At 75.0% G+C, this 16,579-nt stretch carries 12 protein-coding genes; 2 read left to right on the top strand and 10 right to left on the bottom strand.

Annotated features, from left to right (window positions below; translation table 11 throughout):
* Positions 1–114: 114 nt before the first annotated feature.
* Positions 115–552, bottom strand: coding sequence for a hypothetical protein (locus tag RM479_RS18320; RefSeq protein WP_311512941.1), 438 nt, complete (start codon positions 550–552; stop codon positions 115–117).
* 378 nt (positions 553–930) lie between these two features.
* Here RM479_RS18320 and RM479_RS18315 point away from each other — a divergent pair, with 378 nt between their 5' ends.
* Entirely contained in the window at positions 931–1,557 is a 627-nt protein-coding gene (locus tag RM479_RS18315; protein ID WP_311512940.1) for a hypothetical protein, read from the top strand.
* Between the two features lie 57 nt (positions 1,558–1,614).
* Here the strand turns inward: RM479_RS18315 and RM479_RS18310 are convergent, their stop codons facing one another.
* The 3 genes from RM479_RS18310 to RM479_RS18300 form a co-directional block, all read right to left on the bottom strand.
* The gene (locus RM479_RS18310; protein WP_311512939.1) at positions 1,615–3,174 is read right to left on the bottom strand and encodes an alpha/beta hydrolase; all 1,560 of its coding nucleotides are present in this window, start codon (positions 3,172–3,174) and stop codon (positions 1,615–1,617) included.
* 142 nt (positions 3,175–3,316) lie between these two features.
* A complete protein-coding gene (locus RM479_RS18305) occupies positions 3,317–5,518 on the bottom strand; it encodes a CRISPR-associated protein (protein WP_311512938.1) in 2,202 nt (733 codons plus the stop codon).
* 81 nt (positions 5,519–5,599) lie between these two features.
* Positions 5,600–5,992: a hypothetical protein gene (locus tag RM479_RS18300; protein WP_311512937.1), complete on the bottom strand. Its 393-nt coding sequence runs from the start codon at positions 5,990–5,992 to the stop codon at positions 5,600–5,602.
* A 349-nt stretch (positions 5,993–6,341) separates the two neighbouring features.
* On the opposite strand from RM479_RS18300, the gene RM479_RS18295 reads away from it, so the two are divergent.
* Positions 6,342–7,490: a hypothetical protein gene (locus RM479_RS18295; protein WP_311512936.1), complete on the top strand. Its 1,149-nt coding sequence runs from the start codon at positions 6,342–6,344 to the stop codon at positions 7,488–7,490.
* Here RM479_RS18295 and RM479_RS18290 read toward each other — a convergent pair.
* Genes RM479_RS18290 through RM479_RS18265 form a run of 6 tightly spaced genes read right to left on the bottom strand, consistent with a single transcriptional unit; the run spans position 7,480 to position 16,408 of the window.
* Positions 7,480–9,711, bottom strand: coding sequence for a TIGR03986 family type III CRISPR-associated RAMP protein (locus tag RM479_RS18290; RefSeq protein ID WP_397222545.1), 2,232 nt, complete (start codon positions 9,709–9,711; stop codon positions 7,480–7,482). The genes RM479_RS18295 and RM479_RS18290 overlap by 11 nt on opposite strands.
* Positions 9,708–10,469, bottom strand: coding sequence for a hypothetical protein (locus RM479_RS18285; protein WP_311512934.1), 762 nt, complete (start codon positions 10,467–10,469; stop codon positions 9,708–9,710). The genes RM479_RS18290 and RM479_RS18285 overlap by 4 nt, the downstream gene beginning before the upstream one ends.
* Positions 10,466–12,097: an RAMP superfamily CRISPR-associated protein gene (locus tag RM479_RS18280; protein WP_311512933.1), complete on the bottom strand. Its 1,632-nt coding sequence runs from the start codon at positions 12,095–12,097 to the stop codon at positions 10,466–10,468. Before RM479_RS18280 ends, RM479_RS18285 begins: the two co-directional genes overlap by 4 nt.
* Positions 12,094–13,902: a hypothetical protein gene (locus RM479_RS18275; protein WP_311512932.1), complete on the bottom strand. Its 1,809-nt coding sequence runs from the start codon at positions 13,900–13,902 to the stop codon at positions 12,094–12,096. Before RM479_RS18275 ends, RM479_RS18280 begins: the two co-directional genes overlap by 4 nt.
* Positions 13,899–14,564 carry a hypothetical protein gene (locus RM479_RS18270; protein ID WP_311512931.1) on the bottom strand — a complete coding sequence of 222 codons (666 nt, stop codon included), beginning with the start codon at positions 14,562–14,564 and terminating at the stop codon, positions 13,899–13,901. Before RM479_RS18270 ends, RM479_RS18275 begins: the two co-directional genes overlap by 4 nt.
* Complete coding sequence (locus tag RM479_RS18265; RefSeq protein WP_311512930.1) at positions 14,561–16,408, bottom strand: hypothetical protein; 1,848 nt, start codon at positions 16,406–16,408, stop codon at positions 14,561–14,563. The genes RM479_RS18270 and RM479_RS18265 overlap by 4 nt, the downstream gene beginning before the upstream one ends.
* Positions 16,409–16,579 lie beyond the last annotated feature (171 nt).

The following is a 16,579-nucleotide window of genomic DNA, read 5'->3' as shown; positions in this document are numbered from 1 at the left end:
GGGCGCGACCGGCGTCGGCCCCTCGCGCGCGGGGGACCGGTCGGAACCGGTGACGGAGTTCGTCCCGGGTACCCGTCGGCCCCTCGCGCGCGGGGGACCGGTGCCGGTCGCGTGTCACACGCGCGGAACCGTCCGCCGGGTCCGAGTCGCCCTCAGGGTGAGCAGGGTGTACAGCACCGCCGCGGGCAGGGCGTAGGGCCCCGGCCCGGCGAAGAGCCCCCAGAGGTCGGCCGGGGATCCGGCGCCCAGGGCGGGCAGCAGTCCGATGACGCTCAGGCCCCCGGTGAGCACGGCGGTCACCCCGCAGAGCGCCACCCAGATCGCCGCCGGGCGCGATGAACGGCCCAGGATGAGGCCGAGGGGCGCGAGGCCCACCCCGCAGATCAGCGCGGGGACGACCACCCACGCCAGGTGGGCGGGGGTGAACTCGGCCCGGCCGACGAGCGCCGCGGCCGTGGTGACGACGACGTGGGCGATCCCCAGCAGCAGCGCCGCCCCCGCCGCCGCCGTGCCGAGCCCGCGGTGCGGGGTGTCCGTGTGCGCGATGGCCATCGTTCCTCCCGGTGACGTCCCGATCGGTGTCCATGCTCCCGCCGCCGGGCCGGCCCCGTCCTCCCCCGGTACGGGGAACGGAGCGGGTCGGGCTCCCCCGCGCGGGTGAGCCCGGCCCTCGGCGCGGCCTCTGCGGATCTCCCGTTCCGACCGGCTCGGATCCCCGTGGACGGACCGTGGATTGTCGGTGCCGGGTGTGAGACTGGGGTCACAGTCGATGAGGTCGAGGATTCTCCCCGACGACTCCCACCACAGCACTCTCCCGATGGGGGCGACACCGTCATGGGTGCGAACACACGGAACCCGCGACCGGCCACGGCGAGCGCGGCCGGGGCCCGACGGCAGGCGGACACGACCCGTTCCCCGCTGCTCCGCGGCATGTCGACCGGCCCCGCGCAACCGCTCCTCTCTCTGATCCGACGGTCCTGGGGCGACCCGACCCCGGTGATGAACCCGTTCGTCGCCGCCGGCCCCGGGTGGGTCCGCGCGCTCGTGCTGTCGGCGTGCGGAGCCCTGGCGATCGGTGGCGCGGTGGGGTCGGCGCGGGCTCCGCGCGGACGGGCCTCGGCCCGCTCCACCTCGGTATCGGTGGCGGTCTACGGGGTGTGCGTGCTGTTGAGCGGGGTGTGGGTGATCGATCCGATGTCCGTGCCGCCGCCGGGCGCGACCGGGGCGGCGGCCCCGAGGGCCGACGCGGCGGTGCGCACCGCCCTGGGGTGGGCGGCGCCGATCGCCCCGACCCGCGCGATCCTGGGCGGGTCGGGGTGCATGCGTTCCACCGGCCGGGGCGGCCTCGTCCCGTACTCGTGGGCGAGCGCCCTGGTGGCCGTGGTCGGCGGGGTCGTCGCGTTGGCGGTTCCCACGCTCGCCGGAGCCGTGGCCTGGACGGTGACGGTCGTGCTGTGGGCGTGGGCGTGGCCGTCGACGCCGTGCGCCCTGGTCCAGCGCGACCTCGCCCCCGGGAGGCACCCGATCCCGGTACCGCCGCCGCGACGCCGTCCGTGAAAGCCGGGGACCTCGTCGCGCGGAACGACCGTACGGCGGGGTCTCCTCCACGCCCGGTCACACCCGGGGGCAGCGCGACCCGTCCGGCGGCGGCTCTCCGGTGAGCAGGTAGTGGTCCACGGGTTCCTCGACGCACGGCACCCGGCCCGAGCCGTACAGGGTGTGTCCACCGCCCTCGTAGGTGATCAGGACCGCGTGGTCCAGGCGGTCGGCGAGGTCGCGCGACCAGGCGTAGGGGGTGACCGGGTCGCCCACGGTCCCGATGATCACCACCGGCGGGGCGTCGGGGGCGGTGAACCCGGTCGGCGGACGTTCGGCGTGCCCCCAGTGGGCACAGGGCAGGTGTTCCCAGACGGCGTCCGCGCCGAAGAGCGGGGACCGGTCGGCGGCCTCGGCGGCGACGTCCCGGTACCCCTCGATACCGGCGGGTGAGGCGTGATCGGCACAGGTGACGGCCGTGTAGGCGGCACGCGGATCGCCGTGGTCGCCGCCCGGCCCGGGTTCGACCGGTTCCTCCCCCTCCTGCTCCACGTGACCGCCGAAGAGTTCCTCGTACAGGGCGCGCAGCCCCTTCTCCGGCTCGCCCTCCTCCTCCCGTTCCAGGGCGGCGAACGCGTCGGCCAGCGGATCCCAGGTCTCCTCCCGGTACAGCGCGCTGGTCGCCATGAGCAGCAGCAACCGACCGTCGACCGGTACCCCGTCGACCGACGCGGGGTCCCTGTCGAGCGCGTCCAGGAGTTCGCGGGCCAGGGCGTCGGGGTCGGTCTCCCCGGCGAACGGGCAGTCCTCGACGGTGGCGGCGCAGTGCGCGACGAACCGCTCCCAGGCGCCCTGGAACGCGACGGCCTGGTCCAGCGCGATCTCGACGGTGGAGCCGTCGGTGTCCACGGCGGCGTCCAGCACCATGGCCCGGGTGTTCGAGGGGTACGTGTGGGCGTACAGGGCCCCGATGTGGGCGCCGTAGGAGTAGCCCACGTAGGTCAGCGTCCCGTCGCCCAGGGCGTCGCGGACGATCTCCAGGTCGCGCACCACGTTGACGGTGCCGATCTCGGCCAGGAACGTCTCCCCGGCCGCCTCGGCACAGGAGGCCGCGTAACGCCGGGCGGCGTCGTCCAGGGGTTGCAGGTGGACCGGGGTCAGGTGATCGGGGTGGACGTCGGCGATGTCCTGTCGCGCGTCGTCCAGGGCGTAGAGGTCACCGCAGGACAGAACGTCGCTGGCGCCGACACCGCGCGGGTCGAAGGAGACCAGGTCGAAGGCGGAGCGGACGTCCTCGGAGAACGCGGACCCGTGGAACAGGCCGGTGCCGGGGACGCCCGGACCGCCCGGGTTGATCACCAGGGAACCGATCCGTTCCTCCGGGGCGCCGGTGGCCGGAAGCCGGATGAGGGCCAGATCGAGGGTCTGCCCGTCGGGCCGGTCGTGGTCGAGGGGGACGGCGACGGTGCCGCACTCCACGGGCTCCCCGCGAACGGGACAGGGCCCCCAGGCGATGTCCTGTCCCGCGAACCGCGGGGGGATCGTCTCCACGGCGGGATCGGGGCCGGTGGACGGCGGGCAGGCGAGCAGCAGGGCCGCCGTCACCACCGCCGCCGACCAGGTCCGTACCGACCGCATCACCGCGGACTCCGTTCCCCGCCCGCGCCTCGGGCGGTCCCCTGCCTCCCATCCTCGCCGGTCGGCGGGCGTGTGGTCGGTGATGACACGGTCTCCGCGCCCGGTCGTTCCGCGAAGGGCCGGGGCATGGCACCGCTCCCGGTCACAGGACGCTGACGTCGGTGTTCCACAGGGCGGGCGGCGCGGCGGGGTCGGCGACGACCAGCACCGGGCGCTGTGGGTCGCCGAAACCCCAGTCCCCTCCACCGTCGTCGTCCGGTTCGTCGTGGGTGATCCACGCGACCAGCTCGCCGGCACGGCCCACGTCCCCGCCCGGCCGGGACAGGGCCATCACCTTGCCCGCGACGTCACAGCGCAGGTTGAGGTGGCCCGTGGCGGCCGAGACGCTCTGCGCCCAGGCGCCCCGGCTCACCCCGCGCACCACGCCGGAACGGCCGGGACGCCGCCAGGAGGGGGCGACCAGACCGACCGCCCGGTCGTCGAAGGTGAGCACCACGGCGGACCGTTCCCGGGCCGTCGACGCCGTCGCCGGGTCCGCCAGGGAGCGGTCCGCCCACACCCCGACCGGGCCGCTCGCCGCCCGCGCCAGGTGATCGGCCGCAGCCGCCACCAGGGGGACGTCGATCTGCGCGGCCCCCTGAGGGCACACCGCGTCGGACAGGGGCCCGACCAGGGGCGCGTAACCGTCCAGGACCAGGGCCCAGTCCACCACCGCCCGCCCCTGCGCGGCGGTCCCGCCGTGGGCCAGGCACACCACGGTCCGGTCGCGCACCACGAGGCAGGCGATGCACGCCCCCGATCGACGGGCGGCCAGGGCCAGTCCGAGGCTCATCGCCTTGGTGCCGGTGGTGACGTCGACGACCACCGGTCGCTCGGGGTCCTCGGCGCGCACTCCGTCGATCCAGGCCCGTGCCGCGTCGGCGACGGCCCCGGCGTCGAAGCCGTCCACCGGGTCGGCGGCGAACCGGATCCGGTCGCGGTGGCCCGACTCCCGCAGCCCGGCGGTGTCGGGGAGAGGGGCGCCCGGGTGTTCGGCTGCGTACAGGGCGCGCGCCGCCGCCTCGCGCACACCCGAGCGCACGCCCTGCCGGGAGGAGATCAGCAGCGCCCGGGCGGGCCGGTGGGCGTGGACGGCCGACAGCAGACCCAGGCGGCTGCTGCCCAGGGCGGTGACCAGGATCGGGGCGGGCCCGGTGGCGGTGACCGCGCAGATCGGCGCGGTCGCTGCCGCGCAGGGGGCGGTCGGGGGCGCGGAAGGAACGGCCCGGGGAGGGAAGGACGCGGCCGAAGGCGCGGAGGACGCGGTGGGCGGCGCGGTCCGCGTGTGAGGGCCGCTCCCCGGTCCCGCCTGGCCCGGGAAGAAGGCCCGACGCAGGGCCTCGGCGTCGGTCAGGCGTTCGCGCAGGTCCCTCAGGCTCCACGCCTGCACGTTCGAGGAGCTCAGGGCGGGGCTGTGGTCGGAGATCCGTTCGCGCAGCCCGGGGACGGGGGGCCCGGTGTGCACGAACAGCACCTTGGCGACGTTGCCGAACACGCGGCGGGCCTTGGCCACGGTCCACCCGGCACGGGCGACCACCTCCTCCGGACCGCTCTTGACCTCCACGCACAGCACGCGGTGCCGGATCCGAACGAGGGCGTCGAAGTCCGCGATGGAATCGGCGGGGTGCCGCGGGTCGGCGACCCGGCGCGGGCCCAGCACCTCGATATCGCCCCGACCCCGGGTGATGCGCCGCAGGTGGCGCAGGACCTCCGCCTCGTTGACGACCCCGCGCACCTCCGTGGGGTGCAGTCCGGGGAAGGTCTCGCGCAGCGCTCGGGCACCGCCGCGCAGGGCTGCGCGCACGGGGGCGGGGTCGCGGTCCTCCAACCAGTGGGCGCCGTGGACGTCGGCGAGCACGCCGAGGTCGACCCCACCGTCGGCGATGGGCAGTGCCGGGTCGGCCGCGTCGACGGGACGCAGCAGGTCGGAGGTGGGATCGAGGTAGTGGCACCGGAGCCCCGGGGCTCCCGTGGCCGGCGCGCGGTGCAGGGCCGCGGCCACGCTCATCACCTTGGTGCCACCGGTGTAGTCCAGGTGACGGGGGGCGACCCCGTGGTCGCGGTGGATCCGTTCCAGCGCGACGCCCACACCGACCGGATCATGCGGGTCGGGGCCCACGCCCATGACCCGCGCCGAGCGGTCGGGGGCGAGGCGTTCCAGGGCCGCGGCCACGCGTTCGGCGAGAGAGCGGGTTCCGTCACTGCACAGCAGGACGATCCGGTCCGCCGGAAGGGTGAGAGAGGACAACAGTGCCGGGGTGGGGTTGAGGCCGACCAGCACGACGGCGACGCTGGGACTGTCCACGGCGTCCTTTTCCACAGGGGGGATTTGTTCTTTTCGTGAGGAACAAAGCTATCCCGTGGCAAAAGGTGATGATCGAACAAATCACGTCCGTTTGGTGATCTCCACCGCGCGCCCCTTCCCTTTCTTCGGTGACCGTCCGCTGATCACGAACGATCGGCACGCCGTGACCACGCCCCTCTTGTCCCTGACCAGATCGGAGGGTATGAGCAGGTCATCGCGTTCGGGGTGCGCGGAACCGACCACGGAGGAGACGATGAACCACACCCCCTCCCTCGGCTCGGGAAGGTTGGCCCTGGTGCGCCGCTCGACGATCAGGGGGACCAGGCCCCGGCACTTGTCGTCGTCCAGGTGGCCCATGGGCACCCGCTCCGCCTCGACCCGAGCGGGTTCGACCGCGCCGGGCCAGGTGCGGATGACCCTCGCGTCCTCGTCCACGACTGTCACCACATGCGGCGTCAGGTTGACAACCGGCATCCGGCGACCTCCGTTCCTCTCGCTCGACGGCGGCCCCGGGACCGCGTCCGCCCCTGTCCCGGAACCCTCATCGCAGTCTCTCGGACAGGGGCGGACGCGGTCCGGGCGCGACACGGCGGAGCACGGGAAGGGACTGCTGTTACTGATGTCTGATTTATAGCTATCCAGAAGGATTGATATGCCTTGGGGACCAAGGCAAAGAATTGACATTCCGGTCGTATCAGTCATATTTTGGTATACGGTCTCCCGTTGACGCGGGAGTGCCACCTGAGGTCTCACGTACTCGCACACGCTTCTCCGGAGGGCTGGGGAAGCGACCCGGCCCCGGAACACCCGGGGAGAAGAGTTCGTGAGCACGCACCACTGCTCCGCCTGGGAGCTGTTCGGCTCCGCCACCTTCCTGCGCGTCTTCACGCGTGTCCTGGGGTGCGGGCCCTGCTCCGCGGACGGAACCGCGCAGGGCTGCTCGGGCCACGCCGAACAGTTCTGCGACTACGTCGATCTGTGCGCCGAGCACTGCCCGTGCCCGGTGCACGGCGGCGATCCCGACGGCGTCATCGCCGTGCGCATGAGACGCGCCGTCCCCGGCGAGGGAGGAGTCGACCGCACCGCCGCGCACCGGCTGCGCGATGCCCTGGACGACGTGCGCCGGGACCGCTCCTACAAGAACCTGCGCCACGTGTACCCCCGCCCCTCCTCCGACGGGCGGGTGCGCTGCGCGTTCTCCGAACGCCCCCGGCGCTGGGCCCAGCGCCGTGACGTCGCCCGCGTGGCCACCGACGTGGTCGAACAGGAGGCCCTGGCCATGCTGGTGCTCACCGCCGGCTGGGGCAATCCGGCCGCCGACCTGCCCGAGGACATCGCCCCCGGGGAGAACGTGTCCTTCACCGAGGACGGCAGTGCCGTGCCCGTCGTCGACCTGCACGGGCGTCGCCTGGGCGGGGCCAAGGAGGCCCCGATGGTCTCCACCGCCACCGGCGACTACCTGCTGCGCAAACTCGCCGAACTGGCCTGCGGTCGCGACGCCGACCCCGGCCGCACCCCCGACCAGCGACGCCGACTGCTGCTGCGCGACCTGCTGCCGACCCTCGACGGCGAGGACGTCGCCCGCAGGCTGACCGGGGTCCTGGGCCGTATGGCGGTGGACATGCCCGCCCACTTCGCCCTGGTACAGCAGGCCCGGGGCCGGGCCCGCAGCGCGCCCTACGCCCCCGTGCCGGACGGCCCCGCGCACCCGGCCCAGGACGAGTCCGAGCGCCGGGAGGTGCTCAGCGAGGAGGAGAGGATGTGGCTGGAGCGGACCGCCCTGGAGCTGTCCGCACGCGCCAGGGAACAGCGGTCCGCCCTGGAGGCCGATCCCCAGGGCACCCTGGACTCCCTGCTGTGCGATCTCCTGGAGGAGGGGCGGGGCGTGCCCGCGCTGTGGGCGAACGCCCAGGACGACCTGGACCTGCGCGCCGACCTGATCGACGCCCTGACCGAGGTCATCACCGGTTGACGCGGTCGGCCGCCGCGAAGCGGTCGACCAACGACGGCAGGATCGGGTACTCGGCGAACTCGCGCAGCGACATCACCGCGGTGTCCTCCCAGGGCAGCCGGTGCCGCCAGCGCGCGGCCAGGAGCACGTCCACCGCCTGATCCACCTCGCGCCACCGCGACGCCTCACCGTTGCCCGTGGACCGGCACGCGACCAGGGCGGCGTCGAAGACGTCCAGGAACCCCCGGACCCGGGCCTCGTCGGCGCGCTCCACCCCGGCCCCCGGGTCCACCGACAGGGCCCGGGCCCGCCGATCCACCAGGTACAGCTCCGGGCGCAGGTGCACGCTGCCCATCCCCAGTGACTTGCCCATGCCGATCTTGTGCGCGTACTCGGGGTCGGACGGGTCCCCGCCGTCCACCGGGTTGTCCAGCAGCAGGGCCCGCATCAGGGCCCCCACCTCCCCGTCCGTGAGATTGGTGAAGGTGATCCGCGACCGGAAGGTCACCCCGTCCCGCAACGGGACGATGTCGCGCTGGGTGTCCCGGGGCGGTTCGTGGTCGCGCCCCGCCTCCAGCACCGTCACCCCCAGGTCCTCCTGCGCCCGGGCGTCGTAGCGCACCGGCGTCCCCAGATCGTTCCGGTGTCGATGCAGGTAGACCTTGTAACCGTTGAGCCGCACCCGCCCCTCGTGGGACCAGGTGATGATGTCCGGCCGGTCCCCCGAGGCCGCGTCCGGCCCTTGGAGCAGGTAGTTGGCGAAGCATCCGCGCTGGGGCGAGAGCAACCGCACCCGCAGCACGGCCCCGTCGGGATGGTCCGGATCGGGGTCGGCGCACAGCGCGTTGCCGAAGAACACCCGTCCCTTCGAGGCCGCCGCCTCCCCCGCGAAGGTGTCCACGTCCCCGAACAGGGCCCGGCACACGTCCACCGGACGACCCGCCCGCTCGGCCCGGTCGACGTCGCCGTGCTGGGGTGTCATGAGCCGCTCCGGGACGGCCCGACGGATCGGGTCCTCGTCGCTGACCGCGATCCGGTAACCGCCCGAACGGCCGAAGGACACCACCGTGCCCCGGGCGTCCACGTCGAACCAGACCGGTTCCATCCCGCGGCGCGGCAGTCCGCCGCCCCCGGCTCCGGCCACCGCCTCGCGTTCGGGATCGCCCTCCCCCACCCCGAGCCCGTCGGGGAACGCGGCCCGCTGGTACCCGGTGATCTGCTCGGCCGACTCGAACATCTCCACCAGGGAATCGGGGACGCGCGCCCGCCCCGTCCTCAGGTCCGGCGGCCGGGGGAAGAGGTACGCGTTACGGCGTTCCCCGGCGGCCGTGCCGGTCAGGACCACCAGGGCCTGGACGACCCCGCCCCGCCCCAGGTCCCCGGGGCCGAAGGTGTGCTCGGCCAGGTGCGCGCGGGCCTCCTCCTCCGTCGGCGCCACCGCGTGGATCCGCCGCTCCCCCGGCAGGTGCACGGCGTACACCCAGCGGTACTGCACGTGTCCGTGCTGTTCGTGCGAGGTGGGCACGTAGGCGGTGCCCCGAGGCGGATCCGGGAAGTCGTCCACTCCGAAGTCCCACCGCTTCAGGCTCTCCCGCAGCACCGTGAAGGGCACCTTGAGCGCCCGGCCCCGGTCACCCGTCACCGGGGTGGAGGGGACCTCGACGATGGACCAGCGATCCCGTGACCGTTCGTGGAACAGGAACCCCTGTTTGGTGCGCAGCCCGGTCCGGCGTTGCCGGTACTGGGCGTGCCGCAGGGCCATCACCGACCGCGCCCGCGCCGACAGGGCGCTGTCCGCAGCCGCCGGATCGACGCGGACCGGGGCCCGGAAGAACAGCATCGGCGTGTTGACCGGCCCCGTCTCACCGCTGGTGAGCATGCGCAGGGTGTTGCGCACCAGCCCGCGCAGCCCCGAACCCGGGACCGCCGGCAGCGGCTGCTCCCCGTCGGGCAGACGCAGGGACCGGCTCACCCCTCCCCGGCCCGGGGTCCGGCCGACGAAGGCGGGCGTGAGCGTGGTCAGCGTCAGGTCGATCCATCCCGAACGGGTGCCGGGCACCGTACGGTCGTGGCTGCGCAGCAGGTCGCCGGTGTCGTGGTCACCGTGCAGGTCGGCGGCGGGCAGGGGTCCGTCGGCCATCCGGACCGCGCCGTAGGGCGCGGTGGCGCGCACCGGGCCGCCACGCCCCGGGGGTCGGGGTCGGCCGCCCCCGACCCGGGAGGCCACGTCGCGGGGGTTCACCACGGCCCTCGCCCCCCGGTCTCGGACGGTTCGTCACCGGTCCCCGGGTCGAACACCGGCCCGGTGGGCTTGGGGCCGGTGCACACCCCGGTCAGCCGGTGGAAGGCCACCCCCACGGCCCCCGTCTCCGGGTCCTGCGCCCAGTACTCGCGCACGGTCAGCCAGCTCCCCGTGCCCTCCACGACCGCCCGTCCGCCGCGTTCGCGCCGCACCCGCGCGGAGAAACCGGCCCAGAGGACCGGCAGGACCGCCCGCGCCCCGGACGGTTCGGCGGTCACCGACAGCGGCACCCCCTCGCCCGGGGAACGGCCGTGCCCGGGACCCGTCCACCCCTGCAACAGGAAGGAACGGTCCCGGGGGCGCGACCACGAGGGGAGTTCGCCGGGGGCGTCACCGCTGATCCACCCCGCCCGGGCACCCTCGCCGACACGGATCTGGGCGTGGGGGGCGAAGACCAGGACCTCCAGAACGCGCACCCGGTCCACGGCCGTGACCGGCGGGCGCGCCGACAGGTCCGCGGTGGCGGGTCCGTCCGAACGGTGCCAGTGCCCCCGGGGGCAGACACCGGTGATGCGACCGTCCCCCAACTCGGCCAACATCCATTGGGGGACCTCCGGGTCACCGGCGACGCCCGCCACACCGGCGTCGAGCAGACGCGAGCGCACACCGCGCACGAAGACCTCGTCCAGCACGGCGTCGATCTCCCCGGCGTCGAGCCGGCGCACGGTCACTCCCAGCGGTTCGGGGACATCGGTCATGGTCCACCGCCCTTTCCTCGTGATGTGCCGTCCTCGCGGTCCGGCTCCGGGGAGAGCAGGGCGCGCAGGGCCGCCACCCACCCCCGGACGACCTCCGCGTCCGCGCCGTCCGGCGCGAACGACGCGTCGAGCAGGTCGACCCGCTCGGGCGCGCGGTCACCGGTGAGGGTGACCAGCTCCGCGCGGACCGCGCTCACCCGCCCGTGGCCGACGCCGGCGCCCGCCCCCACGGTGTCGAAGGGAACCGTCGCCAGGTCGCGGACGACCAGCGCGCACAGTCCGCGGATCGCGTCGTCGGGATCGTCGATGTCGAAGACCACCTCGGCGACGCCCCCGCACTGGAGGTCGTCGGTGAACAGACGACCGTCCACCGCGTCGCCGAACAGGGAGTCCACTGTCATCCGGGTGGCGGTCAACACCGCGCCCCCGGTGATCACCGGTACGGTCCGCAGCCGTACCCGGGAAGGGCGCGGCACGGCCTCCCGCGCCCCGGTGTCGGCCCCCCACCAGTGGTCGTACCAGGCCTGACGTCGCCCCGGGTCGGCGTCGCCCAATGCCTCGGCCGCGTCCCGGACCGATCGCGCCGCGATCCTTTTGACCAGGGCGAACAGTGCGGTATCGCCGAGTACGGGTGCGATGCGCACCTCGCCCTTGTCGGGGTCCTCGACCACCGGTCGCTCCCGGTGGGCCCGGTCCACCTCACCGAGCCGGTCGCCGGTGGGCGCGTCCCCGATCGACAGCAGCCCCGGCCGCAGGTCCCCGGAGGGGGCCGTCAACGGGTCGGTCCGCTCGGCGACCGCCAAGGCCAGGCGCAGTTCGGCCCGGCGCCGACGATCGGGCCCGGCGACCCGGGCCGCGAGGTGGGCGGCGGTGCCGGCCCGGTCCTTGGCGCGCAACTCCCGGGCCAGCGCGACCGACAGGTCGGCGGACGCCTCGGCCAGGGCGTCCGCCCCCGCCCGCCACCGCTCCTCCCACGACCTGCCGTGGTGGGCGAACCAGTCGTGCTCGTCCCCCAGGTCCAGGCGGCGGACCGCCCAGTGGGTGGCGCGCACCGACCCGTGCCCGCGTCCGGTACGACCGCCCACGCGCGTGCCCGGGCCCGCGCCCCCCACCCCCTCGACCGCCAGCGCCACGAGCGTCAACAAGCGGGCCTCATCGGCCGGAACGGCCACCCGCAACCGCAGGTGGACGACGAAAACGGTGCCCGCGGGCAGCACCTCCCACTGCCACAGCAGGCCGGGCAGGACCGTCCCTGCGGCGGGATCCACCCGGGTCCCGGTCCGCACCGCCACACCGGTGCCCTCGGGCAGCCGGCCGAACGCGTCGTCGATCTCCACCGCGCTGGTCCGGGGCGCCCGTCCGTCGCCCTCCGCCGCCCCGAACAGTTCGCTCGCCCGCGCCGGGTCGCCCACCCGGGCGGCGAGCCCGTGCCGCAGCAGACCGGCCAGGGTGGTGGCGCGCAGGCGGGGCGCCCCCGTGCGCGGATCCCGGTCGAGGTGCAGGTCCACATCGCTCTGGGCGGCGTGCCGGGGCACGACCTGCGCGGCACCGACGTGGGTGTCGGAGAGCAGACACCACCGCCCGGTGATCTCCCACAGCACCCCGGGACGGTCCGCCCGCGCGCTCACCGCCACCCTCCGCCACCGCGCGGCACGTCCCGGGCGCGCAGCACCCGGGCGACCTCCGCCAACCAGGAGGAGACCAGTGTCAGGCACAGCCGGGCGGCGGTGCGACGCTCCCACTCCAGGGCCCGCTCGGACAGGCCGGACGGATCCTCGCGCGACGGCAACCCCTCGGGCACGGACAGGTCCACGACGGCGATCGCCTCGGCGTAGGCGGGACCGTACGCCGGCCGGGGGCGGTTGGCCTCCCACCAGGAGACCGCGGCCTCGCCCCCGGACAGACCCGACAACCACCCCCGCACCGGGATCGGCGCGCTCCCCGGCGACACCACCCGGGCCCGCGACAACGCCCGGACCGCGCGATCGTGCAGACCCTTGTGCGCGCCGCCCGGGGAGCGGTCCCCGTCCACGACGTTCGCCAGTGCCTCCAACGCGGCGTCCGCGTCATCGTGGGGATGGGTCACCACCTCCCGCAACCGGCCCACCAGGCTCGGGGTGAGCGGCTCCAGCCTGCGGGCCGACCGCCGGGCCAGGAACCGGGCGTGATCGCGCACCGGGCCCGCGGCGGCGTTCCACAGCAGTTCGTCGTACAGGGCGGCCAACCCCGGATCGTCCCATCCCTCCGAGGTCCGCGCCGCGACGGTGCGCCCGTCGGTCAGGGCGACCGTGCCGGCGGGCCGTCCCACCAGGGGGACCGTCTCGGGGGCGGGCGGCAGCGGGCCCGGCGGCGGCGGGTCCACCAGTACGAACTGGCCGTGGCCGTCGATGACGCGATCGCCCAACGGGTCGGCCTCGATCGCCCGGACCAGTTCGGTGGGCAGGTCGCGGTCCAAGCGGAGCCGCACCACCGCGCCCGGCGCGGCAGCCCGACGCTGGGCCATGGGGCCGTGGTAACCGCGGTGGTAGGCGCCGATCACCGTGGACTCCACGTGGGCCGCCACGACCTCGACGCCGACCCCGGGCAGCCACCGTTCCAGCAGCGCCGACACCTCCGGGACCAGGGCGCCGGGAGCGTACTGACCCTGGGCGCCCACCACCAGCGCCGCCGACGACAACAACAGGTCGAAGGGGCGGCCCGCCGCCCAGGCGCGCCGCCCCACCTCCTCCGCCCGGTCCGGGCGGAGGAGGTCGTCGGGGTCCACCGGGGCGACCCGCACGCCGCCGTGGGCCCGGGTGCCGCCCGAACCGAGGGTCAGGGTGCCCTCGGCGTCGGCCAGGACCTCGGCGATCCGCCGCGCCAGTTCCGACAGTGCGGCCCGGTCGGAGGCGAGCAACTGCCAACGCGCCTCGAAGACCTGCCCGGAGTCCAGGGCCGTGGTGAAGAACGGCATCCCGCGGTCGGGGTCGCCGAGGCGCGCCCGCCCCAGATAACGCTCGGTGGTGGTGCGCACCCGCGCCCGCAGTGTCCGGTCCAGGGTGATCGGATCGCGCACGGCCCGGTAGGGAACGGTCGGATCGGCATCACCGAAGACGTCCGCCATCGTGTCGCTGTCCTTGCCCAGGGTGTACAGGTGGGCCGGCGGCGGATAGGCGACCAACGCGCGGGAGAGGCCGGGCAGGTCGGGGTCGGCCCCCGGCTCCAGTCTCGGGTGGGCGGTGGCGAACCGGATCCGGCCACCGTCGGCCACCCACTCCCGTTCCTCCCGCCGCAGTCCCGCGCGCCGCAGCGCGGCGGCGAGCATCCCGCGCTGGGCCCGCCCGCCGATGACGTGTTCGGAGTCGATCCGCAGCGGGTCGAAGGAGGTGCGGACGACGAGCGTGTCGGTCAGGACGTACCGCAACGGCAGGTAGCCGCTCACCGGGACGCTCATCGGCGGCCCTCCCCGGGGGGAACGGCCAGCCGCAGGGTGAGCGCGTCGGGATCGGCGCCCTCGGGGTCAGCCAGGCGCACATCGACCCGTCCCCGTCCCCGGGTCCCCTTGAGCCCGATCTGCGTGGTCGCCAGACAGGCACGGGCCACCAGGCGCCAGTGGTCGGGGCCCGGTTCCTCCGCCCAGGTGAGCGTCGAGGTCAGGACCAGGTCCGGCAGCAGCACCCGGTGGGTGCGCAACCGGCCCGGCTCCGCGGCCCCGTCCGAGCCCACCTCGATCCCCGCCTCCAACGCGGTGTGGGCGTCGGTGACCGCGCGCCGCAGCACGGCCCGCGCCCGCTCCGACCGGCCCGCCAACGCCCGGGCGACCGCCGCGCGCACCGCGTCGCCCACGACGGCGTGCCCCACCCGCAACATCCGGTCGCGGCCGTGCGATCGGCTCCGCCCGAACACCTCGTCCACGACCCCCGCCAGATCCGGGGAGACGGCCAGGGCCCGGTGCGCCCCCGCGCGCAGACGCGCCGCCAACCGGTGCCGCGGCAGATAGGGCGCCCCGTGGTCGTCGGTGACCACATCGGTGTCGGCCCCCGTACCGTCGGCGCTGGCGCCCACGAACAGGGCGGGCGAGGCCAACCGCACCACGACGCGATCGGGGGCGCTCACCTCGACGCGCCTCTCGACGGGGCGCGTCGGACGGCGGAGAGCCGGGGGTCCAGCGCCCGGGACAACCCCGGGTCGAGGTACAGGTCCATCATCTCCACGGCGTCGAGCAACCCCGCGGGCGTCCAGTCCCGGGGCAGGTCCACCGGCGCCCCGGTGACCCGGGCCCGGCGGGCGATCTCCGGTTCCGGGTCGACCCCCGACTCCAAGAGCGGCACCAGTGCCGAGATCAGCCAGCCCCGACGGCGGGAGTCCCGATCGGCGGTCAGGCTCCCCGGCGCGTCCGCCGCCAGGTACCGGTCCAGGAAACCGGCGAAGCCGGTGCCGGTCAACGGCAGGGCGGTGCGCGGAAGCGGACCGCGTCGGGCCGCCTCCCACCGGCCGAGCAGCCGGTCGACCCCGTCCACCCGGGTCGTCCAGGCCACCGTGTGCTCGTCGGGGGCGCCACCCTCCATCGCGGCCACCCGATGCCGTTTGGCCGTGCGGCACATCGCCTCGCACGATTCGTGCCCCAAGGACAGGGGCGCGCCCACCGGCTGCACGGCGACCCCCACCCCCACGGTCGGCACGAACGTGGTGTGGGATCGACCGTCGGAGCGCGCCACCACCCGACCTCCGCCCGGCCGATCGCCGTGGGCGTCGGCGAGCGTCCGGTGCAGGGCGGCCCTGGGGTCGTCCGGGTCACCGATCCGTCCGGGATCCACGTCCAACCAGTCCAGGACGTATCGGACCAGGGACAGGGCCAGCCGCGCGTCGCACAGAACGGTGAGATCGTCCCCGGCCACCACGATCGGCCGCACCGGCAGGCGGACCGGCCCGGAGGGTTCATGGTCCAGGGTGATCGGACGCGCGCCCCCCTCGCCCGGGATGACCGGCGCCCGCCCCGGGTCGACGCGCACCGTCGCCGCCACCGCCCGTACCAGGACACGCGCCAGCGCCTCGATCAGTCCGGCGATGCGCGTGGACAACCGTCGCTGGGCCAGCGCCCCCGAACCGGGCACGGCGCGGTCGCCCGCGCGGTCGCGGTACTCGCCCAGGATCGCGCCGAGGCCGTTGACGTCCACGTGCACGACCGCGACGCGGCTGACATCTCCGGGTTCGCGGCCGAGCCGGTCCACCTCCATCGGCAGTGTCAAACGCGGCGCCCCGGTGGCCGTCACCGCGCCGGCCGCCCAGGCGGCGCTGTGCGCACGGTGCCACCGACGGCCGATCCCCCGGGCCCTCGCCACATCGGCGCTCACCCGTTCGGGGACCCCGGTCCGGTCGTCCTGGGCCCGACTGGGGTCGACCACCTCGGCCGGGCCACCGCCCACCGCGCACACCGCGGTGATCCCGTACCCGTGCGCGGGGTCGTGCAGCGTGGACATGTATCCACGTGCCCGCCGCAACCGGTCCGGCAGCACCGACAGTGCCTGGTCCACGTCGTAGGCCCACGGGCCCGCCTCGACGGGGGCCGTGGGTCCGTAGGGGACGTGGGCGACCACCGGGGTGAGATCGCCGGCGCGCTCGCGCAGCGACCGGGTGTACCGGGCGGTGAAGTCCCGAGCCGCCGCGGCGTCGGGCAGGACCACGGTGAGCGCGCCACCGGCGTCGCGCAGCACGACGCACGTGTCGGGCACCAGGTCGGCGATCCCCCGTACCGGGTCGGAGGTGTCGGTGAGTTCGGCGACCAGCGCGGCCCGCCCCACCGCGTCCAGGATCCGACGCCCGCTGTAGACGTAGGCCTGGATGCCGCGCAGGTCGACGCCGACCAGCACCCCGCTCACAGGGGGCGTCGCCGAGGCGGGCGCACCGCCGGTCGACCGGTGCGGCTCGGGAACGGAGGTCACCGTGTCGAGACTCCTCATCGCGGGTCCGGGCGGGGGCAGGGCGTGGTCCCGTGAGGGTGGGCACCCGTTCATCACTCTCGGACGGTGGTGTCCCACCGACGGACACGAAGAACCACCCTTACCAGTCGGGCGCCCGCAAAGCACCTTCGGGACCACGGGTTGTCCCCATCCGGCCACCCCGGGTGGGGT

Origin of the sequence: Nocardiopsis lambiniae (assembly GCF_031845465.1) — a bacterium.
Lineage (GTDB): Bacteria > Actinomycetota > Actinomycetes > Streptosporangiales > Streptosporangiaceae > Nocardiopsis > Nocardiopsis lambiniae.
Note: the sequence above shows the minus strand (reverse complement) of the source record. Positions and strands in the feature narration are given on the sequence as shown.